This window comes from Clostridium sp. JN-9 (assembly GCF_004103695.1).
Lineage (GTDB): Bacteria > Bacillota > Clostridia > Clostridiales > Clostridiaceae > JN-9.
In genome coordinates, this window is record NZ_CP035280.1 from 2,113,648 (window position 1) to 2,137,095 (window position 23,448).

At 31.4% G+C, this 23,448-nt stretch carries 19 protein-coding genes and 2 pseudogenes; 6 read left to right on the forward strand and 15 right to left on the reverse strand.

The genetic code is table 11. The features are described 5' to 3' along the window. Positions 1 to 111: 111 nt before the first annotated feature. From EQM05_RS10075 to EQM05_RS10105, 7 genes and pseudogenes are all read right to left on the reverse strand, one after another. Positions 112 to 2,163: a sigma 54-interacting transcriptional regulator gene (locus EQM05_RS10075; RefSeq protein WP_243108042.1), complete on the reverse strand. Its 2,052-nt coding sequence runs from the start codon at positions 2,161 to 2,163 to the stop codon at positions 112 to 114. Next, positions 2,160 to 5,042 carry a DNA topoisomerase IV subunit A gene (locus EQM05_RS10080; protein WP_128749922.1) on the reverse strand — a complete coding sequence of 961 codons (2,883 nt, stop codon included), beginning with the start codon at positions 5,040 to 5,042 and terminating at the stop codon, positions 2,160 to 2,162. Before EQM05_RS10080 ends, EQM05_RS10075 begins: the two co-directional genes overlap by 4 nt. Before the next feature lie 14 nt (positions 5,043 to 5,056). After that, positions 5,057 to 5,452 (reverse strand): annotated as a pseudogene (locus tag EQM05_RS10085) (DNA topoisomerase IV subunit B); the annotation flags it as partial. 356 nt (positions 5,453 to 5,808) lie between these two features. Further along, positions 5,809 to 7,371, reverse strand: a pseudogene (locus EQM05_RS10090) (ATP-binding protein); the annotation flags it as partial. A 127-nt stretch (positions 7,372 to 7,498) separates the two neighbouring features. Beyond that, entirely contained in the window at positions 7,499 to 8,020 is a 522-nt protein-coding gene (locus EQM05_RS10095; protein WP_128749923.1) for a hypothetical protein, read from the reverse strand. A 143-nt stretch (positions 8,021 to 8,163) separates the two neighbouring features. Further along, positions 8,164 to 8,505, reverse strand: a complete 342-nt coding sequence (locus tag EQM05_RS10100) for a hypothetical protein (protein ID WP_243108043.1) — start codon at positions 8,503 to 8,505, stop codon at positions 8,164 to 8,166. Between the two features lie 145 nt (positions 8,506 to 8,650). Next, a complete protein-coding gene (locus EQM05_RS10105; protein WP_128749925.1) occupies positions 8,651 to 9,547 on the reverse strand; it encodes an EamA family transporter in 897 nt (298 codons plus the stop codon). 128 nt (positions 9,548 to 9,675) lie between these two features. Here EQM05_RS10105 and EQM05_RS10110 point away from each other — a divergent pair, with 128 nt between their 5' ends. From EQM05_RS10110 to mscL, 3 genes are read left to right on the forward strand one after another with little or no spacing between them, the layout of a single operon-like run. After that, positions 9,676 to 9,921 (forward strand): hypothetical protein, encoded by a 246-nt coding sequence (locus tag EQM05_RS10110; protein WP_128749926.1) that lies wholly within the window; start codon positions 9,676 to 9,678, stop codon positions 9,919 to 9,921. Position 9,922: 1 nt separating this feature from the next. Continuing rightward, positions 9,923 to 10,309 (forward strand): retropepsin-like aspartic protease, encoded by a 387-nt coding sequence (locus EQM05_RS10115; protein ID WP_128749927.1) that lies wholly within the window; start codon positions 9,923 to 9,925, stop codon positions 10,307 to 10,309. A 13-nt stretch (positions 10,310 to 10,322) separates the two neighbouring features. Next, a complete protein-coding gene (gene mscL, locus EQM05_RS10120; protein ID WP_128749928.1) occupies positions 10,323 to 10,730 on the forward strand; it encodes a large-conductance mechanosensitive channel protein MscL in 408 nt (135 codons plus the stop codon). 123 nt (positions 10,731 to 10,853) lie between these two features. Here the strand turns inward: mscL and EQM05_RS10125 are convergent, their stop codons facing one another. The 3 genes from EQM05_RS10125 to EQM05_RS10135 form a co-directional block, all read right to left on the reverse strand. After that, the gene (locus EQM05_RS10125) at positions 10,854 to 11,231 is read right to left on the reverse strand and encodes a hypothetical protein (RefSeq protein WP_128749929.1); all 378 of its coding nucleotides are present in this window, start codon (positions 11,229 to 11,231) and stop codon (positions 10,854 to 10,856) included. Positions 11,232 to 12,196: 965 nt separating this feature from the next. Then, entirely contained in the window at positions 12,197 to 13,162 is a 966-nt protein-coding gene (locus tag EQM05_RS10130) for an IS3 family transposase (RefSeq protein WP_128749199.1), read from the reverse strand. Further along, the gene (locus tag EQM05_RS10135) at positions 13,138 to 13,446 is read right to left on the reverse strand and encodes a transposase (protein ID WP_128749200.1); all 309 of its coding nucleotides are present in this window, start codon (positions 13,444 to 13,446) and stop codon (positions 13,138 to 13,140) included. The genes EQM05_RS10130 and EQM05_RS10135 overlap by 25 nt, the downstream gene beginning before the upstream one ends. Positions 13,447 to 13,564: 118 nt before the next feature. Here EQM05_RS10135 and EQM05_RS10140 point away from each other — a divergent pair, with 118 nt between their 5' ends. Beyond that, positions 13,565 to 13,750: a hypothetical protein gene (locus EQM05_RS10140; protein WP_128749930.1), complete on the forward strand. Its 186-nt coding sequence runs from the start codon at positions 13,565 to 13,567 to the stop codon at positions 13,748 to 13,750. A gap of 365 nt (positions 13,751 to 14,115) precedes the next feature. Continuing rightward, on the forward strand, positions 14,116 to 15,300 hold the full coding sequence (locus tag EQM05_RS10145; protein ID WP_128749931.1) for a DEAD/DEAH box helicase: 1,185 nt from the start codon (positions 14,116 to 14,118) through the stop codon (positions 15,298 to 15,300). A gap of 39 nt (positions 15,301 to 15,339) precedes the next feature. Here EQM05_RS10145 and EQM05_RS10150 read toward each other — a convergent pair whose 3' ends face one another. The 4 genes from EQM05_RS10150 to EQM05_RS10165 form a co-directional block, all read right to left on the reverse strand. Further along, positions 15,340 to 17,049, reverse strand: a complete 1,710-nt coding sequence (locus EQM05_RS10150) for a methyl-accepting chemotaxis protein (protein ID WP_128749932.1) — start codon at positions 17,047 to 17,049, stop codon at positions 15,340 to 15,342. Between the two features lie 29 nt (positions 17,050 to 17,078). Next, complete coding sequence (locus tag EQM05_RS10155) at positions 17,079 to 18,419, reverse strand: bifunctional diguanylate cyclase/phosphodiesterase (protein WP_128749933.1); 1,341 nt, start codon at positions 18,417 to 18,419, stop codon at positions 17,079 to 17,081. A 29-nt stretch (positions 18,420 to 18,448) separates the two neighbouring features. Beyond that, the gene (locus tag EQM05_RS10160; RefSeq protein ID WP_128749934.1) at positions 18,449 to 18,784 is read right to left on the reverse strand and encodes a Na-translocating system protein MpsC family protein; all 336 of its coding nucleotides are present in this window, start codon (positions 18,782 to 18,784) and stop codon (positions 18,449 to 18,451) included. A 418-nt stretch (positions 18,785 to 19,202) separates the two neighbouring features. Then, positions 19,203 to 19,769 carry an ECF transporter S component gene (locus tag EQM05_RS10165; protein WP_128749935.1) on the reverse strand — a complete coding sequence of 189 codons (567 nt, stop codon included), beginning with the start codon at positions 19,767 to 19,769 and terminating at the stop codon, positions 19,203 to 19,205. A gap of 261 nt (positions 19,770 to 20,030) precedes the next feature. Here EQM05_RS10165 and EQM05_RS10170 point away from each other — a divergent pair, with 261 nt between their 5' ends. Next, positions 20,031 to 21,029, forward strand: a complete 999-nt coding sequence (locus EQM05_RS10170; RefSeq protein WP_128749936.1) for an FAD:protein FMN transferase — start codon at positions 20,031 to 20,033, stop codon at positions 21,027 to 21,029. Between the two features lie 480 nt (positions 21,030 to 21,509). Here the strand turns inward: EQM05_RS10170 and EQM05_RS10175 are convergent, their stop codons facing one another. Then, positions 21,510 to 23,375, reverse strand: a complete 1,866-nt coding sequence (locus tag EQM05_RS10175; RefSeq protein ID WP_128749937.1) for a DNA topoisomerase — start codon at positions 23,373 to 23,375, stop codon at positions 21,510 to 21,512. Positions 23,376 to 23,448 lie beyond the last annotated feature (73 nt).

Genomic DNA, 23,448 nt, shown 5'->3' on the forward strand with positions numbered 1-23,448 from the left:
TTTGTAAACGTTTGTTTATGAAAATAAAACATGGTAAAAAGGAACAGCTTTTTACCATTAAAGTTGTTCCTTTTTACCATGTTGTTCTTTTTTACCAACTATACATACAAATTATTCTTTTATTCCAAACTCTCTGGCTTTTGCTGCCACTGTTTTATGATTAATTCCTAATGCTTTGCCAGCTGCATTATAGCTTCCATACTGCTTTAAAGCCTTATCTATGATAATTTTTTCATATTCCTTTAATGGAAGTATTTTTTCTTTATCAATAAATTCAGTAATTGAATTAGAGCTGTGGTTTTTATTTTTACCATTGTTCTCAAGATATTCCTCTCTTATGTACAAAGGAAGATCCTTAATATCAATGTTTTCACCATCACACAATGTTATAATTCTTTCTGCCACATTTTCAAGTTCTCTTACATTTCCTGGCCAGCTGTAATTTATCAGCACATTTGTAGCTCTTGGAGTAATACTCATAATATTTTTATTATTTTCTTCTCCAATTTTCTTTAAAAAATATTCAAGTAATACTGTTATATCTTCTTTTCTTTCTCTTAAAGAAGGCAGAAATATTGGTATTACATTTAATCTATAGTACAAATCTTCCCTGAATTCTCCTTTTGTCAGCATTTCTTCCAAGTTTCTATTGGTTGCAGCAATTATTCTCACATTTACCTTTATGGTTTCTTCTCCTCCAACCCTTTGAAATTCTTTATCCTGAAGAACTCTTAATATTTTGGCCTGCATGCTTTTTTCCATTTCCCCTATTTCATCTAAGAAGATTGTTCCATTATTGGCCAGTTCAAATTTTCCAAGTTTTTTCTTAATTGCTCCTGTAAAAGCACCTTTTTCATGTCCAAATAATTCACTTTCAAGTAACTGCTGAGGTATTGCAGCACAATTCACTCTTACAAAAGGTCCATTTGCATTCTGGCTGTTATAATGTATACCCTCTGCAATAAGCTCTTTGCCTGTACCGCTTTCTCCTCTTATAAGAACAGTAGCATTTGACTTTGCAGCCTTATATGCTATAGCAAGGGCATCCTTTACTTTTCCGCTCTTTCCCTTAAATTTTGCAAAGGCTTTCTCAGGTCTTTTTGCTCTGTATAATTCCTCTTCAAGATATTCAGCTTTAGCAGACATCTTATTTAATTTTTCAGAAAGCATTTTAACTTCAGATAAGTTTTTAACAGTGGAAACTACACCTGTAATTTCGCCATCAACAATTATTGGATTTACATTTGCCACTATACTAACCCCATTTTGCTTATGACTTATAACTCCAATAAGCTTTTCGCCTGTTTTTAACACTTTTATCCTTGATCCATTGGGTGACACCGTCTGTATATTTTTCCCTAATATATCACTTTTATTGATATTTAAGATTTCACAATAAGAATTATTTACATAAGTTATTTCACCTAAATTGTCCAGAACACATATACCATCTTCAACTGATTCCAAAATAAGCTGAAGCTTTTCTTTAAGTTCTTTTACTCCTTTTAATTCTCCAAGGAGGTTCTCAAGCCTTGAAATGTCCTGAAAAACTGCTACAGCCCCCAGACATTTTCCTTCCACCATTATGGGAGTTTTATTTACTATAACAGTAGATTTATCTATAATAAGTTTGTCAAATTGAGACTGTTTTTTTTCTGTTATGGCATCAAGATTTAGTGCAGGCATTGTATTCTTAATTTTTTTCCCAATTATTTCACATGGATCTAATCCTATTATTTTAGAAGCAGATATGTTTATCATTGTAACAAAATTATGTTCATCTGTTACTATTATCCCATTTTCAGTACTGTTAAATATAGTTTCCCAGGTAACAGCATTGCTGTTTATCATGCTGTCTACCTGATCAATAGCTCTTATGTCAATGTTATTTAAATCCTTCTCAATATAATCACACATTTGCTGTAATGGTTCATGTTCATTTTGTCCAACCGATTCAATGGTAACTTCCTCATTATTTTTTACTTTTAATAGAATTAATGGCATTATGCTGGTTAGCAGTATTTTCTTATGTTTATAAATCATAAATAACTCAACGTCATATTTCTTTTGCAGCTCTGCAGCTTTATGTACCACCATTGCAATAACTGTGGCATGCAGACCATTTTTGTTTTCCACCATTACATTTTTTTTCAAAATGTTCACCTCATCATTTTGATTTTTACAATGTAGTCATCCATAACAATGAGCATTGCACTATTTCCCCTTCCAGCTCTGTTTTGAATTTTTATTTCTGATATTGAAATTGTTTTTTCATTGTTATGTCTTGATTTTAACACAATTTTATTTTCTTTAGCAGTATCATTAATTAATTCTGCAAATATTACTTCATCATCTTCCTTAAGACTTATTCCAGTTACTCCTGAAGCAATTTTGCCCATTGGGTTTACATTGTCCTCATTAAATCTTATTACCATAGCTTTTTTAGTTATTAAAAGTATACTGCTGTGATCCTTCTCTAACGCAGGCTGTACATTTATCAATGAATCATTTTCATATTTATTCTTATATGCTGATGTATTTAAATTAATATTTTTGAATTCAGCTAAGTTTGTCTTCTTCACCATACCTCTTTTTGTAAAAAAGTATACATAAGCTTTTTCTTCCCAATCTTCCACAGTAAAAATGCTGATAATTTTGTTTTTAGGGTTATTGTTTATAAGCAGATTTATGTCAATGCCCTGGCTTCCAATATCTTGAAATATAAATCCATTTATGGCAGATACTGTTCCATTTTCAGTAAAAATCATAATCTTAGTACAATAATCTATTTGAAGAGATATTCCTCTTGTAGTTTTATTTTGCAGATTTTTTACAATACCATTTTTGTCTACATTAATAATGAATCTTTTAAATTCACCTTCATTTCTGAATTCAGCATTTACAATAGAATCCATATTAGAAACTGTAAACATTTCAGTTCCCATAATGTTTCTATCAAGGCTTTCTAAACATGGCTCTTCTATGGTAAAGCTCAGCCCTAATTTAGTTTCAATATATATAAATTCCTCTTGTCTTTCTTTTGGCACCAGGTTTACGCTAATAAGCTTTTCATTGTCTTTTAGCTTTAAAGCCATAATTTTAGTATAATTAGTGCTGTATTTATCTAAGCCTGTCTTTTTAATATATCCTTTGTCAGTTATAAAAATAAAGTCCAGCTGATGAATAAAACTTGGTATAGTGTATACTGCAACTATCTTTTCTTTATTTAAGTCAAGTCCTTTTATGAATGTATCTACTTTTTCTCCTTTATCCTTCCATTTATATTCAGGAATATTCAAAGCCCTTATCTGATACATATTTCCTATATCAGTAAATATAATCATGGTATCTTTAGTATTAGACTGCAGAAGGAATCTGTTAAAATCTCCTTCCCTGTAATCAATATCTGATATATCCGTATTTGAGCGGTTGTATGATTTTAAAGGCACCCTTTTAGTAAAGCCATCATTAGACATGGTTATCATTATATCTTCTTCCACAATTAATTCCTCAACATCTATTTTTGCCTCTTCATCATTTTCAACTATTTTTGTTCTTCTTTCATCTCCATACTTTTCACTTACTTCAAGCATTTCCTTTTTAATTACCTTAAGAAGCTCCTTTTCGCTTTCAAGTATTTTACTGAGCCTTTTTATTTCCTTTTCCAGATCTTTGTATTCTTTTTCAAAAGCTTTTATTTCAAGGCCTGTAAGCCTGTAAAGCATAAGCTCCAATATAGCTTCTGCCTGAATATCACTAAATAAATACTTTTCCATTAAATTATTCTGAGCATCTTTTTTCGATTTGGAAGCTCTTATTAATGCTATTATTTCATCCATTATACCTATAGCTTTTATAAATCCCTGAACAATTTCAAATCTTTTTTTACAAATATCCAGTTCTCTTTTAGTTCTTCTATAGACTACATCCTTTTGATGTTCCAGATAGCACTTTAAAATTGTCTTAAGTCCCATAGTTTCCGGTTTGCCATGTGAAAGAGCTACCATATTAAAGGATAAATTACATTGCAAATCTGTTTTTTTGTATAAATATTTTAATACCCTTTCCGCTCCGCTGAAGTCTACTGATTTCTTAAATTCAATTACTGCTCTTATTCCAGTTCTGTCTGATTCATCTCTTATATCACTTATGGGCTCTAATATTTTTGCATGTTTTTTATCCACAGTCATTTCAGATATGGTTTGAAGCAGCCTTGCCTTATTTCTCCTATATGGAAATTCGGTAATTACTATACCCAGTTTCCCATTTTCTAATTTTTCAATGGAAGCCTTTGCCCTTAAAGTAACTTTGCCTTCTCCTGTTTCATATGCAGAAAGAAGAGAGTTTTTACCTATAATAATTCCACCTGTAGGCAGATCAGGCCCCTTAATATACTTCATTAGTTCAGAAGTTGATATATCTTTATTATCTATTAAGGCAACTTCAGCATCAACAACCTCTTTTAAGTTATGGGGAGGTATATTTGTGGCAAGCCCTACTGCAATTCCAAATGCACCATTTACTAAAATGTTTGGATATCTGCATGGAAGTACCTCAGGTTCCTTTTCAGAACCAGAATAGTTATCCACCATATTGACTACATCTTTTTCTATATCCTTAATTAATTCCAGGGCTATAGGAGTTAATCTGGCCTCAGTATAACGCATGGCAGCTGCACTGTCTCCATCTATGCTTCCCCAGTTACCATGCCCATCTATAAGAGGCATTCTGGTTGTAAAATTCTGAGCCAATATTACCATGGCATCATATACTGAAGCATCGCCGTGAGGATGATATTTACCTAAAATATCTCCTACAATTCTGGCTGATTTGTAATATGGCTTATCTGGAAGAGCCTTTAGCATATATGCTCCATATATAATTCTTCTATGTACTGGTTTAAGTCCATCTCTTACATCAGGCAGCGCCCTCTCTTTAGCTACCTCAACTGCATATGGAAGGTAGTTGTCAGGCATTGCTTCTTCCAGTGGTACTTGTATTATATTTTTATCAATAGGAATGTTATTTTTTTTAGTAGCCATGTAAAGTCCTCCAATTAAAATTCAGCGTATTTGTACATATAATTCTTCCTTGGTTCAACCACATCTCCCATAAGCAGTGAAATCATTTTTTCTGACTTTGCCGCATCCTCAATAGTAATTTGCTGCAGTGTCCTTGTTTCCGGGTTCAATGTAGTTTCCCAAAGCTGGTCTGGATTCATTTCACCAAGTCCTTTGTATCTTTGTATTAAAGCACCTTTTCCAATCTGCTTTTTTACAGAATCCAAGTCATCATCACTATATGCATATTTTACTACTTCGCCCTGTTTAGTTTGTTTATAAACCTTATATAATGGCGGTAATGCTATATATAAATGGCCATTAGCAATTAAAGGCCTCATGTATCTATAAATGTATGTCATCCATAAAGTTCTTATATGGTACCCATCTACCTGTAACTACCCTATCTTTCGATATACTTGCATAAGTCTAGGTATTTTTCATATTATATTCAAATAACTCTAAACTTATAGGGCATAGATCATATCATCATCTCCAATAAAAATTGGAGAGCCTTGCGCTCCGGATTTCTCCTACTCCCGTGCCCGGGATGATCGTTGAACGTTCTTCTTTGTTTAAGAAGCTTCGCTGCGTGGTTACCCAATCTTTAACCTTATTACTATTCCTCGGTAATTACTCCTTGCCGCCAATATGTTACCATATTAGTTTAGTAGTTAAAGCTATAAGGGATTTCCCGCAGTTCACAAGGTTATCACTATGCAATCACTTGCATATGGGACAATAGTTTATCCGCATCCGACATAATAATTATCTTATCATATTTAAGATCATTTTCATTATAATTTTCACCAATACCAGTACCAATAGCTGTATTAAATATCTTTAGTTCTTCGCTGCCCAGCACATTTTCCAGCTTCTGTTTTTCAGTATTCATTATTTTTCCCTTAGAAGGCATTATGGTTTGGAATCTTCTGTCCCTTGCCTGCTTTGCAGAGCCTCCCGCAGAGTCTCCTTCCACTACAATGAATTCTGTAACATCAGGATCTTTAAGTGTGCACACTGCTATTTTACCTGCTAAAGGTGCAGCGCCTTTTCCTATTTTCTTTTTTTCTGCATCATTTATTTTTTTAATCTTTTCTCTTCTTGAGGCTGCATCTATGGCATTATTTATTATTATAGCTGCAGTATCCTTGTTATCCTCAATCCATTCTGAAAATCTTGTATATGCCAGATCATTCATCATGGTATATGCCTCATTATTGCCAAGCTTTGTCTTTGTCTGACCTTCAAATATAGGATTGCTTATTTTTATTCTAATTATAGCTGTCATCCCTTCTCTAAGGTCATCCCCTTCAAATTCCTTATCCTTTTCTTTTAACAGATTCAATTTTTTTGCCCATTCTTTAAAAGCTCTGGTCATTCCTGTTTTGAATCCGCTTTCATGGGTTCCGGCTTCAGTTGTTGGAATGTTATTTACATAGCTTGCAATGTATTCTGTGGTGGAATCAGTAAACTGAATGCATGCTTCTCCATACATGTTTATTCCTGCCACTTCTCTTTCACCAGCAAATAAAATAGGAGGATTGTGAAGAGGTGTCTTACTCTCATTAAGATAATCAATAAAATCCAGTAAGCCTCTTTCCGAATGATAAACCTTTTCTACAGTTTCTTCTTTCCTATTGTCTATAAGCTTAAGGGTAATACCTTTGTTTTGGAATGCCAGCTCCTGAAGTCTTTCATCTATAATATCAAACTTAAAATCTATGCTTGAGAATACGCTTTTATCAGGCATAAAAGTAACTTTTGTACCTGTTTTATCTGTATCTCCAATAATGTCCAAATGAGTGACTGGTGTTCCAGGCATCATTCTTTTTAATGATTTATCATAGGCATATTCATATCTTTGCTTATAGATATGATTATTTTGGTATACTTCAACTTCCATCCATTCTGACAATGCATTTACAACAGATGCTCCAACACCATGAAGTCCCCCTGAAGTCTTATACACATCATTATTGAATTTTCCTCCAGTATGAAGTTCAGTATATACCATTTCTACACCAGATTTTTTCTTGGTAGGGTGTATTCCTGTGGGAACGCCTCTTCCGTTATCCATTATAGTAGCACTTTTATCCCTATTTAATACTATTACAGCCATATCTCCAAATCCATTAGATATTTCGTCTATGGCATTATCTAAAATTTCCCAAATGCAGTGATGCAGCCCTTTTGTACCGGTGGAACCAATATACATTCCAGGCCTTACTCTGACGGGTTCGAGCTTCTCAAGTGAGGTTAAAGCTGTTACGTCATATACCGGCACATTGTTTTCATCTTTATGCTCCATTAAAAACTGCCCCTTTCAATTAATTTTCTTATGTGATTATAACAAAAAAAACATATAAAAACAAATGTTCTCATATAACCATTATACATTTAATTATTATATCAAACTTTTAGTTTAATGTTTATATTTAAATTCCTTTAATGGAATCAGAAGGTAAATACAGCTTTATTTTAGTCTGTAAAAGGCTTTCTTTCCACCCTTCTCTTCCCCCAAACATTTCATTTATTTCTTTTGAAATAAAATTATTCCCATTTAATCTGGTCTTTCTGTAATATTGAACCTCTTCAAATTTCGGTTTTTCGCTGTAATCTATATTTATTATCTGAACCTTATTAAAATCAAAGTTTTCAACTAAATTATTTCCTGCTGTCTTAACAGCATACTGCTTTGTCTTATTTCCTCCTATAAGCTCAGCATAACACTTCTCATCATAAAAATAATATATGTCATTGCTCCTGTTAATTTTATTTTCGTACAAAACTTCTTTTTTTCCAACAGTCCATATCAGCATTGGCAGAATTAATGAAATAAAAACAGATACAATAAGAGAAATTAATATTTTAATTCCTATTTTTTTCTGTCTTTTTTTGATTAACAAAGCAAATAAAACTATAGAACACAAGCCCCCTAAATAAAGAAAAAACAGCATATAAAAACCCCCATTCAATATTTACTCTTAAAACTTATTATATATTTCTACACAAAATATCCATTTCCTTTATTTTACATTACTATTTAATCCAAAAAATAAAAAAGAACCGCCACTCCCGACGATTCCTCCGTTATTACCTCTTACTTCTTACCTCTTACTTCCTCCCAAAGGTCTGGCCCTGGGAGCAAAGCTGTACTCAATCTTATTATATAAATTATACTTTCATCAGGTATTTCTGTACTGAGATTCAATTCTAAAATAGAATTTCTGGCCATCTCCAATGCCTTCTCCTGCTTTATCTCATTATCTTCATTTTTAAAATTTAATTCTACAAAACTTACTGCCTTGGAAACTTCCCTAAGTATACTTTTAACATTCACCTGTGAGGCTTCTTTATCCTCCAGCATGCTTAAAATGGATCCTGTAATTCCATAGTAATCCTCTTTAATTATGGTGCCTCTGTCTTTTAACAAGTATATCAAGTAGCCTACTCCCAAAACCAGGAGAACTATAAGCACGTATTCTAATATTAATGTACTCATTTAAATACCACACCCCTAATATTGAATCCTACTATCTTTATATGCAGGAACATGCAATAGTGAAACTATAAAAAAGGCATAATGATTAAATCTGACTTTTTAACTTATCTTTGCTGACTTTGGAAATTAACTCTACCAAAAATGCTGATACTAAAATTAATATTCCTCCAATACACTGAATAAATGATAACCTTTCGCTGAAAAATATCATTCCAAAGATAACTGCTGAAATAGGATCAATGTAACTTAATATAGATACTCTCTGTGCAGAAATCTGCGGTATACTGGAAAAATATAAGAAGTATGCCAATGCAGTATGAACAAGCGCTATTATTATTATAATTATCCAATTATAGCTGCCATGAATACCCGCAATATCCTTTAAAGATATAAAGGGCAGTAATATTATTGCTGCCGAAATCATCTGTATTACTGTTTTGTCCAGGCCGTCAATTTTAGTATTAAATTTATTCATTAATACAACAGATGCATATAAGGCCGCTGCCATTAAAGCAAAAATAACTCCCTTTATTTCACTATTACCCATAGTGCTTTTTAGTGTTTCTGGATTTATTATCAGCACCAGTCCTGCCATTGCCATAATAACTGATAGTATTGATGAAATAGTGATTTTTTCTTTAAGTACAAATGGCGACAGCAGAATTACAAATACAGGAGCCATATAATAACTAAGCGTAGCCACTGAAATTGATGTATATTTATAGGATTGGAAAAGAAAAAGCCAGTTAAATGACATAACCATTCCTGAAATAATGGAAATGACAATTGACTTTTTAGCTGTGGTGTGATGTTTATTTCCTTTCAATTTATCATATATTAATTTTCCTAATAGTAAAAAAATACTGCTTATTGCTGCCCTTAAAAATGCAATCTGAACAGAAGGTAGATTTAAGTTTTTAACAAAGATTCCTATACTGCCCCATATTACCATTGATATGATTACCTTTATATTCCCACTCATGTATAATTCTCCCCATTACTATATATTTTGCATTATATTATTTCAGTATAATTTATATATTTGCATAGTTCAATATAATTGGATATGCTATAATACTATTAAAATTTAAAAATAAGAGGTATAGAACTATGAAATGGGAAGAAGTAAGGAAATTATATCCTAACCAATTTGTAAAATTTCAAATTATCGAATCACACATTATTGATGATAAAAAATATGTTGATGAAATCGCATTTATCAAAGCTATGCCAGATGGAAAAGAGGCTATGGAGGAATTTAGAAAATGCAAGGGCGAGCAATTTGTATATAGCACAGTAAATGAAGAGCTTATTATAAATTTGGTTAGACATGTTGGAATTAGAAGAGGTGTGTAATATGGAGAAACTATCAGTAAAGCATGGATTATTATGCACATCAATAGAAATAGTACATGAAGGAAAACGTATAAAAATATATGATGTTATTGTTGATACCGGAGCTTTTCATACAATTTTGCCACCAGACATAATAGATGAGATGGAAATTAGCTTCGCAGATGATGATGAATTAATACAATCCTATGGTTTAGGTGGTGGAATATGCTCTTCTGTTAGAAAACGAATAGACGAATTTAGCTGTGGTGATATGACAATAAAAGATATGAAAATTGATTTTGGTGAGATTGATCCTGAGGAACGAATAAATGGGCTTTTAGGATTAGATTTTCTACAACAGGCAGGGATAATTATAGATTTAAAAAAGTTGGTCATGTATAGAAAATAGAGGGTGATTTAAAATGTTTAAAGAATTTAAGGAATTTGCTTTAAAAGGAAATGTAATTGACTTGGCAGTTGGTATTATCATAGGGGGTGCTTTTAACAATATAGTATCCTCATTAGTTAAAGATATTATCATGCCTATAGTAAGCGTATTTTTAGGAGTGGTAAATTTCACCGATTTAAGTGTATCCATTCCATCAATATCCGGTGAGAAGTCATCTATTCTTACATATGGTTCATTTATTCAGTCTGTGGTAAACTTTGTGATTATTTCATTTTCAGTATTTATAATGGTTAAATTTATTAATAAATTAAAAAGACTAAAATCAACACAGGAAGAAGAAATTATGGAAGAAAAATTATCAAGGGAACAGCAGCTTTTAACAGAAATAAGAGACCTGCTTAAAGCAAAGATTAAAGATTAAAGAACAAATAACAAATACTGATGTTTTGCCCTTGGGGGGCAAAACTTACAACTTATTTTTTTTGTTAACGATATTTGTTAGTTTGCGTTTTTTATGCAGATGGACAGCCCAGGTACTGTTTTACTAACCGTGGATCTTGCCCCTTTTGATAAATAAATATAAAACTAACTGAACTATAAATAGTACAAAAGAAATTACAGCTATTATAATCATTTTACTTATCCACATTTGACTATACTCGCTTGAAATATCAGAAAGTGCTCCTTGAAACAAAAAGCCGCTTCCTAATCCCAGCATAATCAAAACACTTATAATTAAATCAAAATAACCTGCTTTAAAACTTTGAATTTTATCCGTCTTATTTTTTTTGATACTAATATAGTCTTTACCAAATTTAATAGTATTTATAAGCATAATTGCACCAAGTAGATAATAAACATTAAATTCAAGGTAATAATAAGACATAAGTTCTTTCAAGGCATTATAGGTCATTTTAATCACTATCCTTTCTCTCCTTAATTGTACTAAAACCAAGATAAGTATGAAACAAAAATATTAATACAAAAACTGACATACCGATACTGTTTTACCCTAGGGGGTAAAACAAAGAACAAAGATTAAATAACAATATTGATGTTTTGCCCTTAATGGCAAAACTTGCAAATTATTTTTTGCTATCGATATTTGCTGGTTTACTTTTCTTATTCTAATTGACAGCCTGTTGGCTCAGGATTTTTCAAGTCCCTTTTATCACCAATAAAACTGTAATTGAAATCATCTTTAATTATTAAAGCGTATGATTCACTTAATCAATTGAATTTTTGGTTTTTCTGTAAAGAAAAACTACATTGTTTGTTCTTTAATCTTTAAATTTTAAATTTAAATGAGAATAATGACTTAAAACCCTATTGACTAAATAGGTCAATTGAAAAACTAATTTTCGCATTGAACATTACATGGATGGAATTTACTTTTTCAATTAAATTATTGACTAAATATTCCATGTACGTTATTATATGTATATAACTCATTATTTGTACATCCATATAATGAACTATACCCTATTTATATTATAGAAGGAGGTGAATTAATGAAAAGGATTAAGTCGCTTACCATTATGCTGATGGTAACAATGTTTTTTTCAATTTTGCCTACTAATTGTACTGGCAAAAGGCATTTCAAAAAATGTAAAAAGTAGTACTTCTACTACTCGTACATTTGCTCCTATTATACCTAAAACGTCTGAGCCACCAGTTCCTGGTTCAGGAGATATTGTTGCTTTTGACACAAGGACAACATACGTAACTCAAAGCACACCTGTTAGTCTAATATTTAATATCGTATTTTCCGTGTTAGTAGCAGAAGGTTTTGCTAAAATCGGATTGGCCCCTTTATTTTGGACAAAATCTTACCAAAGCTACGAATATCTTAATATTTTAAAATTATTTATCAAAACTTCCATCCGACTATAAATGAATTGCCATACTTTCAATTTCTTTCCCCATATTCTGTATATAAAACTCATTTGGAGTTTTGTATTTAAGGCTTGAGTGAAGCCTCCTAGTGTTGTATCTTTTCATAAACCTTGCTACTTCTGCATATGCATCCTTGTAACTATCAAATTCATATATACCTATGCATTCATCTTCAAAGATCCTGTGGAAAGACTCAATATGAGCATTTTTATTGGGAGTTCTGCTCGGAATCCTTTCATGATAAATGTTTATATCTTTACAGCTTTCTTCAAATATATTACTGATAAACTGTGGGCCATTATCAGTCCTAATGACTGGCTTGCCTTCACTGTCAAGCAGATCTCTCCTAATCAGGCAGCGTCTTATTAAGCTTGCTGCATCTGAGCCTGTACATCTATAGCCCATGTAATAATCGATTATGGATCTATCAAAAACATCTATTACTGACAATACAAAGAAAAACTTATCTTCACCAATAATATAACCATATTTGATGTCTGCCTCCCAGAGTTCGTTTGACTTTTTAACTATCCTATTGACTGATATTGAGCTTTTAACATGAGGCTTGATAACTCTTTGTTTCTTGAGTATATTGAGTTCTTTACACAGCCTGTACACCTTCTTGTGATTAATAATCAGGTTGTATTCTTTCATCAAATCGTGGGTAATTTTATGATAGCCATAGAAGAAAGCATCACCTTGGATTAGCTCCATAATGTTGTCTTTAATCTCTTCATCACATATCTTTTTACCACTTGTTGTAATAGAATATCCTACAATAGGTCTTCCAACATTCTCTGGCTTCACCTTAACTTTATTTTCACTTGAGACATGATAGTAATATGTAGATCGGCTTAAACCAGCGTATTTCAGCACTAACGTTATTTTATAACCTTGCCTTATATAATGCCTGGCTACCTGAAATCTATCATCTATAGAAAGCTCTTTTTTTTTAATAAGTCCTTTAAAATTGCTATTTCAAGGTCTTTTTCACCAAGCGTTTTTTTCAATAAATCATTTTCTTTTTCCATTTCTTTATTAGAATTAATTGAATTAAAGTTACTTGATTTTGGGCCCCTGGCAAAGCCAGCTTTAGCAGCATCCTTTTTCTTTTTTACCCATGTATTAATGGTTGTAGATGGTATATTATGATTTCTTGCAACCAACGTCATGTTACCCGTTTCGCCTACTTCTTTTAACACCTGCTCCTTAATCTCTTTTGAATAACAGCTACCTTTCATTAATTCTTCCTCCTTAAGCTTCTAATATTATTTTAGCTAAAGGTTCGTAGATTGTCCAAATCAATTAAGGGGCTTAAGAGAAATAAAAGATAGTAAAGTTGCAACTGCTATAGCAAGTATGTTAGTAACCTCTACTTCATCACTTGTAAAGTCTGTATTTACCTATACTGTAAAAATAGTAATGAATCGTTATTATGTAAGAGGAGCCGATGGCGTAGTAAGATATCAAGTTTATGCTACTTATTACGATAATTCATATGGTGGCTTATTAGGATCACAAATAGTTCAACAAGGTGTTGTATAAGGATATTAATAAAGCTACGCTTATATTTGAGGAATACTAATATGAAAAAAAGTAAAAGTTCATTCATAAAATATTTTCTGTGGATTATTTTATCAATGTTAATTACTAATTTTTTTGAAGATATATTTCAGATCTCTGGATATATAAATAGGACAATATTATTCGGAGTAATATACTTCATTCTTTATATTGTTTTATTTGTAATATTTTCAGACATTTGAACCATCCCCCGCCTTTTTAAGAGGCGAGGGCTTTTTTTATGGTTATCGTTTAATTGACAAAACAATACCCTAAGTATAGAATGATATAAGTTTTTAACTATATGGAAAATAATAAATATTAAAATCAGGTTATAAGGAGACATTATGGCAACATCATTTGAAGAAATAGGATTAAAAGAAAATTTAATTAATGGTTTGAAAAAAGCCGGTATTACTGAAGCTACTGAAATTCAATTTAAATCTATACCTTTTGCACTGGAAAACAGGGATATAATTGGTGAATCTGAAACAGGCAGCGGCAAGACATTGGCATATCTGCTGCCCATATTTGAAAAAATAGATTATTCAAAAAGGGAGATGCAGGCTATTATATTAGCCCCAACCCATGAACTGGTTATGCAGATAGAAAATGAAATAAAAACCTTGGCTGAAAATTCAGAGCTTCCTGTAACTTCTTCTGCTATAATAGGCAATGTTAATATAAAAAGGCAGATAGAAAAGCTTAGGGAAAAGCCCCATATAATTACGGGCTCGGCGGGAAGAATATTAGAATTAATAAAAATGAAAAAAATAAGTGCACATACAATTAAAACAATTGTAATTGATGAAGGAGATAAACTTCTTGATGAGGATAATCTGCCTCTTATAAAGAGCGTAATTAAAACTACCATGAGAGACAGACAATTAATGGTTTTCTCAGCTACCATTAGTGAAAAAGCTATTAATACTGCTAAGGATTTAATGAAGGATCCATGCATTATTAAAATTCAGCGGGATACTAAAGTAAACAGCAATATTACACACTTATATATTAAAGCTGAACAGAGGGATAAAATTGAAGTTTTAAGAAAACTTATTGCTTCAATTAACCCTGAAAGGGCAATTATTTTTATCAATAAAAGTGAAGAAATACAATTGACTACGGCAAAACTGCAATATCATCATTTAAAGGCTTCTGGAATTTATGGTAAAGCTTTAAAAGAGGAAAGAAAAAAAGCTCTTGAACAATTCAGAAGCGGAAAAATTAATTTACTTGTTGCCTCTGATTTAGCTGCAAGAGGCTTGGATATAAAAGAAGTAACTCATATAATAAATCTGGATTTACCTGAGGATCCTAAGGAATATATTCATAGAACAGGAAGAACAGCACGATCAGGTAATACAGGAGCAGCTATTTCTATTGTTACTGAAAAGGAACTCACATTAATAAAAAAATATAAGCAGCTCTTTAATATTGAAATTGAAGAAAGAGAAATGTATAAAGGTGCATTAGTAAAACCCGGAAGCTTCAAAAGAGTTCATTCTGTTAAAAAAAGCAGGAATAAGTAAAATTTATTCCTGCTTTTTTCTTATGTATGTAAATCCACACTAGATTTTAAATTTCTGAATCATTTCATTTAGCTGCATTGCAAGATTTGCCTGATTTTGAGCTGTTGCAGCAATTTGCTCAATTCCCTTAACAGCCTCGCCAAGCCCTGATTGAATATTGCTTGTGTGATCTGCAGATGTCTGAGCCACATTAGACATATTAACCACTGCATCACTAACCTGATTTACAGTTGCAGATAATTCTTCTGACATGGAAGCCAGATCCTCAGACATATTACTAACGAAATCTGCATCCTCATAAAACTTATCTCCAGTTTTCACAAAACCTTCAAACTGAGGGGTAATTTCACTGGATATAAACTGTAAAACTCCATGGCTGTTTTCAGAAAGATTGTCAAATGCTAAGTGAACTTTTTCTATTATAGGCATTATACTTGTCACAGCTTCTGAAGACTGCTCTGCAAGTTTTCTTACTTCTTCTGCAACAACAGAGAAGCCCTTCCCCTGCTCTCCAGCTCTTGCGGCCTCAATGGCAGCATTAAGAGCTAACAAATTAGTCTGCTCTGAAATTGCTGAAATTGTATCAGCCATAATTTTTATCTGCTCAACGACTTTTCCCTGTTCAATGGCATTTAATATGTTTTCCTCTTTTTCTGAATATAATTCTTTGATTTTTAAAGCTTCTTCATTTCCATTATCCTTTACTTTAACAGATTTTTCTTTAATACTTTGAGCATTATTGCTTCCATCTGATGCCTTTTGAGACATTTCATTTATGCTGGCATTCACTTCTTCTACTGAAGCAGTGACTTCCTCCGAGGTTGCACTTAATTCCTGAGAGCCTTCAGCAATTTTCTGTGTTGAACTGTCTATATTCTCCATTTTAGCTGTAAGCTCTTCTACTGTTGCAGAAAGCTCTTCTGAAGAAGCACTTAGGTTTTGGGAATTTTCAATAATACGCTTTATCAATTCCTTAATATTTTGCTGTGCAGTATTTAATGCCCTGGCAGTTTCTCCAAATTCATCCTTTCTGGTTATATCAATAGATTCTTCTAAATTGTAATCTGATAACCTTTTTGACAGATCTCTGATCTTTTTTAATGGAGCATTAATATCTCTGGAAATGACAGATCCTAATAATATTGATATGAAAAATCCAATAATAGATAAAACCAGCATCTTATTCTTTGCATTATTAGAAATAAGATTATTATTTGTGTTTGCATTTTTTGCAGATTCAAGATTTAATTTTATAAGGCTATTTAAAGATTTGGCAATATTGTCTTCATCTTTAGATATACTGGAATATTGTGCTGCAGCTTCATCCATTTTATCATTGTTTATTAGCTGAATTAATTCACTTTTTTTGTTTTTATACTGTTGAACTTCACTCTTTAACTGAGTCCATGACTTTACTTCTTCTGATGTCATTTTAAACTTTTCATATTGCTGCATATTTTTATCGTTATTAATTGTCAAAATATCTATATCACTTAATAATTTCTGCTTATCAGCATTTTTATCCTTCAGCAGAACAAGTGTATCAGCTTTAATTTGTGCAAAGCCTTTACTGGTTTGTTCAACCAGATTTATTGATATTAAATTATTATTGTACATTTCATTTGAATTACTGCTTACCTTTTCTAAGTTAACAGTGCCTATGTACCCCACAATTCCTACATTTACTGCCACAATAATAAAGGCAGTAAGTAATTTCGTCTTCACCTTAAAATTTTCTAAAAAATTCATTTGTATCCTCCTCCTAATGTCTAAATAATTTACAAGACAGATTTATTAAATTGCTTTAACATCTCCTCTGATTCCATGGGCCTTCCATATAAATATCCCTGAATAATATCACACTTATTGTTCTTTAAAAATTCAAGCTGGTTTTGTTTTTCTACTCCTTCTGCAATTACACTTAAATTCATTTTATGAGTTACATTAATAATGCCTTCTGTTATTGCAGTTTCATAAGAATTCGAACAAACATTATCTATAAAACTCTTGTCAATTTTTATAATGTCAGCTGGAACAATTCTAAAATAATTCAGTGATGAATATCCAGTTCCAAAATCATCTATGGCAATTTTAATGCCGATTTTTTTAAGCCTTTTAATAATATTGATGTTATCTTTTATAGATTGCATCAATGTGGTTTCTGTTATTTCAAAAATCAAATATTTTGGATCTAGTTTTGTGTCACAAAGCACCTTTTTAATCATTTCAATAAAATTAGTCTGGTTAAGCTGAATGGCAGATATATTTATAGATATGTAAATAGGTGTATATCCTTTTTCCTGCCAAAGCTTATTTTGTTTACAGGCAGTTCTTATAATCCATTCCCCTAAAGATACGATAAATCCAGTTTTCTCAGCTATTGGAACAAATTCAGAAGGTTTAATGAATCCTTTCTCAGGATGTTTCCATCTAATTAAAGCTTCCGTACCAATAATCTGCTCTGATTTTAAATCAATAAGAGGCTGATAATGAAGAATAAACTGATTTTCATCATATGCCTTTCTCATTTCTATTTCCATGGTAACCTTTTTGAATATTTCATCATTCATTTCCTTATTAAAAAAGGAATAATTATCTTTTTTTACCTTTTTACATTTATACATAGCCATTTCCGCCTGTCTCAGCATTTGATCATAATTAGAACAGCTGGAAGAATAATAGGAAATTCCAATACTGATTGTGGTATAAATTTTTCTTCCTTTTATTATAATTTTGTCGTTTATTTCATCAATTAATTGTTCAGCCTTTTGCTTTAAGTCATCAATATTGGTATAACTGCTTTTTACAAGTGCAAATTTATCTCCTCCACATCTAAATAGCACTTCATTAGAGTTATTCAAATTAAAAATCCTTACACTTATTTCAATCAATAGCTTGTCCCCAAATTCAAAGCCAAAGGTATCGTTTAATTCTGAAAAATTATCTATGTCTATAAAAAACAAGGCAACATTAAAACTATTATTAACTGCGCTTTTTATTTCTTCATGCAAAACATACGAAAAGGCCTCCCTGCTTGGCAATTTAGTCAAAGAATCAATATTCCTGTAATATTTAATTATGCTCCTAAATATTGCATGTTTCTTAATAAGATATTTCATAACAATTCTTTTCCCCCTTAATACATAATTTAGAATGGAATTATTATAGTTATACTGTCTTCAATATAATTTTCTTTTATAGATAAAAAAGTACAATTTACATTCAAAACTTCATTTATTTTTTCTAATAGTTCTCTTTTTAAAATTAACATTGCTCCTTTAAACACTTCTCTTAACTTTTCCTCATCTGCATTTTCATATAAAAGTTTATCCAGATTGGTAAAAACTCCTTTAATATATATAGTAATATTGCTGTAATTAAGTCTTACATTTACATATTGAGGGCCTTTGCCTCTGTAGTACTTTACAAATTTAAAAGTTATCTTTTTTATTTCATCAGCAGCTTTTGCTTCACCTCTTCGCATACTGTGCCTCGTCAATATCTCCCATTATTTCTTATTTTTTACATAAAATAAACCAGCACATAACAGTTTTTAAACTTACGCGCTGGTTTATTAATAGCTAAAATATTAATTTATATTTTTCTATATAATCTAACCAAGTAAAATCAAATCATTGACTATAAAATTTTTAATATTTTATGCCTATCCAAAATACCTGTCAAAAGTTAGAATATTTCCCTTAGCTGGAGAATAATATGCTCGTAAATAGTATAATATTTTATTAAGAATTTTTCAAATATCCAAAGTATCAAACTTTAGAATTTTCGGGCATTATCACCAATATGGTCATTAAAGTGGCATTTTTCATATTTAAGCTTAATTTATGTAAATAAAAGGCTTATTTAGTATTATCTAAATAAGCCTTTGTACAAATCTAAATTTATTTATTATTTATCTTTAAATTTGATTTTGCTATAATTTTCCCCATTGGAACTGCCAGAACTATACCTACTAAAACTTCAACTATATTTGCAGGTACTTCCTTAAGAGAAACAATTAGTGCTTGTGTAAGTGTAGCATTTTCAGCTAAGATATATCTTGTAATAACCGCTCCAAATATATAGTAAGCCGCAACCATCCAGATTCCCGCTATTATAAAAGCAAAAATATTATTTACTGTATTATCCCCGTTGTATTTGCCTCTATATGCAATAAGTCCTGCAATTAATGCCATTACACCTTTTATTATAAGTGTAAATGGAGCCCAAACCAGATACCCCCCTAAAATGTCTGCAAGAACCATACCTAAGGCTGATGATGCTACTGCTTTCCTTTTACCTAGTACAATTACTGCCAGAAAAATCATACTATCCCCAAGATGAGTATATCCAGTGTAAGTTGGTATCCTTATAGTCATAGTTACCAGGGTAGTCATTGCAGCCATCAATGCTACCTGAACCAAGGTCAGAGTTTTTGTATTAACAATTTGTAAGTTCTTCTTCTCCATATATTTCCCTCCCGCCTATTTTAATGTTTAAATAAATTATATCTGAATTTTATCCTTATTCAAAATGTACCCATACAATATAAAATTACAGTTTATCTTTAAACACTATTGTACTGATATCATATTAATATATAATAAAATTGTATATAATTCGGGTGCTGCCTGGTACCATTCGATTTAATTCGGGTGCTGCCTGGTAGCATTCGACATATATCGTATTAATATTGTATGATTTACAAAAATAAAGGGGGATTTCCGTAAATGTTCAGCTTCAATTTCTTTAATAAAAAAACAAAGCATGATAATAAAACTTTATTTAAAAAAGAATTTTACTGTCTAGGTACCATAAACCGTTTAACAGCATATGGTGAAAATTGTGAAAATGCCGTTATGGAGGCAGAACAGCGCCTTGCAGAAATAGATGATAAAATGTCTGTATTTAAAGATTATAGTGAACTTTCCAGAATAAATAAAAGTGCTGGCAAAAACTATGAAAAGGTAAGTGAAGATACATATTTTGTAATTAAAAGTTCAATAGAATACTGCAATCTTCTAAAGGGAACCTTTGATCCTACCATAAAACCTGTTGTAAAGCTGTGGAATGTAGGAAAAGAAAACTTTAGGATCCCCAAACAAAGTGAGATTGATAATGCATTAAAATTAGTTAATTATAAAGATATACTATTTGATGATGAGAACTGTTCCATTATGCTGAAAAATGAAAACCAAAATGTTGATGCAGGCGGTATAGCAAAAGGTTATGCAGCAGATGAGGTAAAGAGGATTTTTAAAAGAAATGAAATTACAAGAGGCATTATAGATCTTGGGGGAAATATATTTGCCCTGGGTGGTAAGGATGATGAATCCCCATGGAGCATAGGACTTCAAGATCCATTCAGCAAAAGAGGAGATTACATTGGCATTATTCTTGTAAGAAATAAGTCTTTAGTTACTTCAGGTAATTATGAAAGATATACAATAGCCAACGGAAAAAAATATCATCATATAATTGATCCCAGAACAGGATATCCTTCAAAAAGCGGACTTATGAGTGCTACCATAGTTTCAAATCTTTCTATTGACGGCGATGGGTTTTCTACTGGCATTTTTATTTTAGGTCTTAAAGAGGGAATGGAATTAATTAATTCCACATATGGAATTGAGGGAATATTTATTACTGAAAATAAGGAGATTTATGTTTCTTCTGGAATTAAGGACAAATTTATACTTACAAACCAAGAGTTTGTAAGTAAAGAATAAAGACTTAACCTAAAGATTAAAGATTAAAGAACAAAGAACAAAGAATGTGGATTTTCTGCGGTAGCAGAAAATCTACTAATTTAATTAAGTTATGGGTAATCAATAGTTTTTTGTTTTTAAACTGATATATGGGTTAATCATAGTTAATAAATTTTAAATAGCTATAGAAATTATTTCATGGAATGGAACGTCCATAGATTTGTGTAGAATTAAATCTATTTTTATTTTGCATTCCAATTTGTTCTCTATCTTTTAATTTTTTGGTTAAGTTTTTAATCTTTAAATCTATTTTTGTTTCTAGTTTCTGCTAATATACGTTTTGTGGTGATTGGCAGGTCTATCGGCTTTGGATTTTTCAAATCCCTTTTAACCCCATATAGTCAACTGTAATTGAAATCATCTTTGGCTAATAAAACATATGATTCACTCAGTCAATTGAATTATATGTTTTTCTGTAAGAAAATCCTCCTTATTTGTTCTTTAATCTTTAATCTTTGTCCTTTGTTTTTCTCTGGTGTCGCATATTATTACTGGTCTGCTTCTTTTAATCCTCATAACACCGGCATTTGTAAATTTGTAAATTTCTTTTAAGAATTCATCCTTATTATAATTGCCTTTTTCTATATCAAACAGCTTTTTCTCAAGGCGTCCTGTATAATCTGTATCCAGCAGCTCCTTAACAGGAAAACTTTCTATGAGCTTCACTCCAATATCTGTAATTAAAAGTGATTTACCTTTTAAAATCATATATCCTGCTGTTTTTAATTTTTTTATTGTTTCTGCTCTTGTTGCAGCAGTTCCTATGGAATATCCATATAAAATAGTTGCGTCTTCTTCATCATCCGATTTATTATTTTTTCCGCAGGTTTCCATAGCTTTTAGAAGACTTTTTTCTGTGTGATGTGCAGGAGGTTTACTCTTTTTAGTTATTACTTTTAGTTCAGAAACCTGTACTTCTTCATTGTCATTTACATCAGGTAATAGTTCATCCTTTTTATCTTCGTTATATAATTTAAGCCATCCTTTTGATTTCATTACCTTACCTTTTGTTATAAATAATCTCTCATATTTTTCGCCTTGTATACTAGTTATAATTTCTGTGTTTTCAAACTCTGCAGGCGTCATAAATTGTGAAAGGAATCTATTCTTAATGGCATTGTAAACAATCCACTGATCATTATCCAAATCTTTAGGTACCACATAAGTAGGTATTATAGCACTATGGCTTTCAACCTTATCATTATTAAATACCTTTTTAGAATCATTAAAATTTATTTCATCTCTAAAGGTCATATCCTTTTTTAAAATTTCCAATACCTTTTTGGTTTTATCTTTCAGGCTTTCATCTAATGCAGTACTTTCAGTTCTTGGATATGTAATATATTTTTTTTCATATAAGTTTTGTGCTGTCTTTAACACCTTATCTGCCGTCCATCCTGAAAACTTACTGGTGACAAATCCCTGAAGATTACTTAGGTTAAATAATGATGGTGGATATTCATTTTTGCTTTCAACCTTTTTACTCTTAACAATGCCACTTTTACCTTCAATGTCCTTTTTTAATCTTTCTACACTTTCTTTATTTCGAAACTTATCATTTTTACCATAAAAAAATTTGCCTTTATAGATGCCTGCCTGGCCTTCAAAAATTGCAGTTAATTCATGAAAGGCCTCAGGTTTAAAATTCTTTATTTCCATTTCTCTGTCATAGATAATTTTAAGAGTAGGCATAAGGACTCTTCCAATGTTAAGCAGGTTCCCCCTGCCCTTTGTATACTTCATAGTAGCCACAGCCGTAAAATTTATTCCAATTACCCAGTCTGCCAGCTGACGGCTTACACCTGCATCCTGTAAATTCACCATTTCAGAATTCTTTTTCAAATTGCTAAGGCCTTTATTTACTTCCTCTGCAGTCCATTCATTAGTTAATATTCTGTATATTGGTTTTCTCACTTTTAAATATTGAAATATAAGAAGAGCAATAAGCTCACCTTCTCTATCATAATCCGTTGCAGTAATTATTTCAGAAATATCCTGCCTGTTTACTAAACTCTCAATTAACTTCAGCTGCTTTACGGCACCCTGGTCTGGTATCTTTCTGTTCTTACTGTCATTTTTTACTTTATATTTAAATTCTTCCGGTATGTATGGAAAATTGTTAAAATCCCAAAGTGCCAGCTTTTCATCATAATCTTTGCAGTCATATAAAGTAAGTAAGTGACCAAAAGCCCAGGTAATAATATAATCACTACCTTCAATAAAACCATTTTTTCTAATTTTACATCCTAATGCTTCTGCTATATTTCCAGCTACAGAAGGTTTTTCTGCTAGTATTAATCTTTTCATTCAAACACCTTCGTAAATTTATTTAAGAGTGTACTTATTATTATATATTATATTGTTAAATCCTTTCAACAGT

Excerpts from the sequence above, each read along its gene's own strand:
- EQM05_RS10080 (WP_128749922.1), bottom strand. The coding sequence starts at position 5,042 with ATGGCTACTAAAAAAAATAACATTCCTATTGATAAAAATATAATACAA.
- EQM05_RS10095 (WP_128749923.1), bottom strand. The coding sequence starts at position 8,020 with ATGCTGTTTTTTCTTTATTTAGGGGGCTTGTGTTCTATAGTTTTATTT.
- EQM05_RS10105 (WP_128749925.1), bottom strand. The coding sequence starts at position 9,547 with ATGAGTGGGAATATAAAGGTAATCATATCAATGGTAATATGGGGCAGT.
- EQM05_RS10110 (WP_128749926.1), top strand. The coding sequence starts at position 9,676 with ATGAAATGGGAAGAAGTAAGGAAATTATATCCTAACCAATTTGTAAAA.
- EQM05_RS10115 (WP_128749927.1), top strand. The coding sequence starts at position 9,923 with ATGGAGAAACTATCAGTAAAGCATGGATTATTATGCACATCAATAGAA.
- mscL (WP_128749928.1), top strand. The coding sequence starts at position 10,323 with ATGTTTAAAGAATTTAAGGAATTTGCTTTAAAAGGAAATGTAATTGAC.
- EQM05_RS10135 (WP_128749200.1), bottom strand. The coding sequence starts at position 13,446 with ATGAAAGGTAGCTGTTATTCAAAAGAGATTAAGGAGCAGGTGTTAAAA.
- EQM05_RS10140 (WP_128749930.1), top strand. The coding sequence starts at position 13,565 with ATGTTAGTAACCTCTACTTCATCACTTGTAAAGTCTGTATTTACCTAT.
- EQM05_RS10145 (WP_128749931.1), top strand. The coding sequence starts at position 14,116 with ATGGCAACATCATTTGAAGAAATAGGATTAAAAGAAAATTTAATTAAT.
- EQM05_RS10150 (WP_128749932.1), bottom strand. The coding sequence starts at position 17,049 with ATGAATTTTTTAGAAAATTTTAAGGTGAAGACGAAATTACTTACTGCC.
- EQM05_RS10155 (WP_128749933.1), bottom strand. The coding sequence starts at position 18,419 with ATGAAATATCTTATTAAGAAACATGCAATATTTAGGAGCATAATTAAA.
- EQM05_RS10160 (WP_128749934.1), bottom strand. The coding sequence starts at position 18,784 with ATGCGAAGAGGTGAAGCAAAAGCTGCTGATGAAATAAAAAAGATAACT.
- EQM05_RS10165 (WP_128749935.1), bottom strand. The coding sequence starts at position 19,769 with ATGGAGAAGAAGAACTTACAAATTGTTAATACAAAAACTCTGACCTTG.
- EQM05_RS10170 (WP_128749936.1), top strand. The coding sequence starts at position 20,031 with ATGTTCAGCTTCAATTTCTTTAATAAAAAAACAAAGCATGATAATAAA.
- EQM05_RS10175 (WP_128749937.1), bottom strand. The coding sequence starts at position 23,375 with ATGAAAAGATTAATACTAGCAGAAAAACCTTCTGTAGCTGGAAATATA.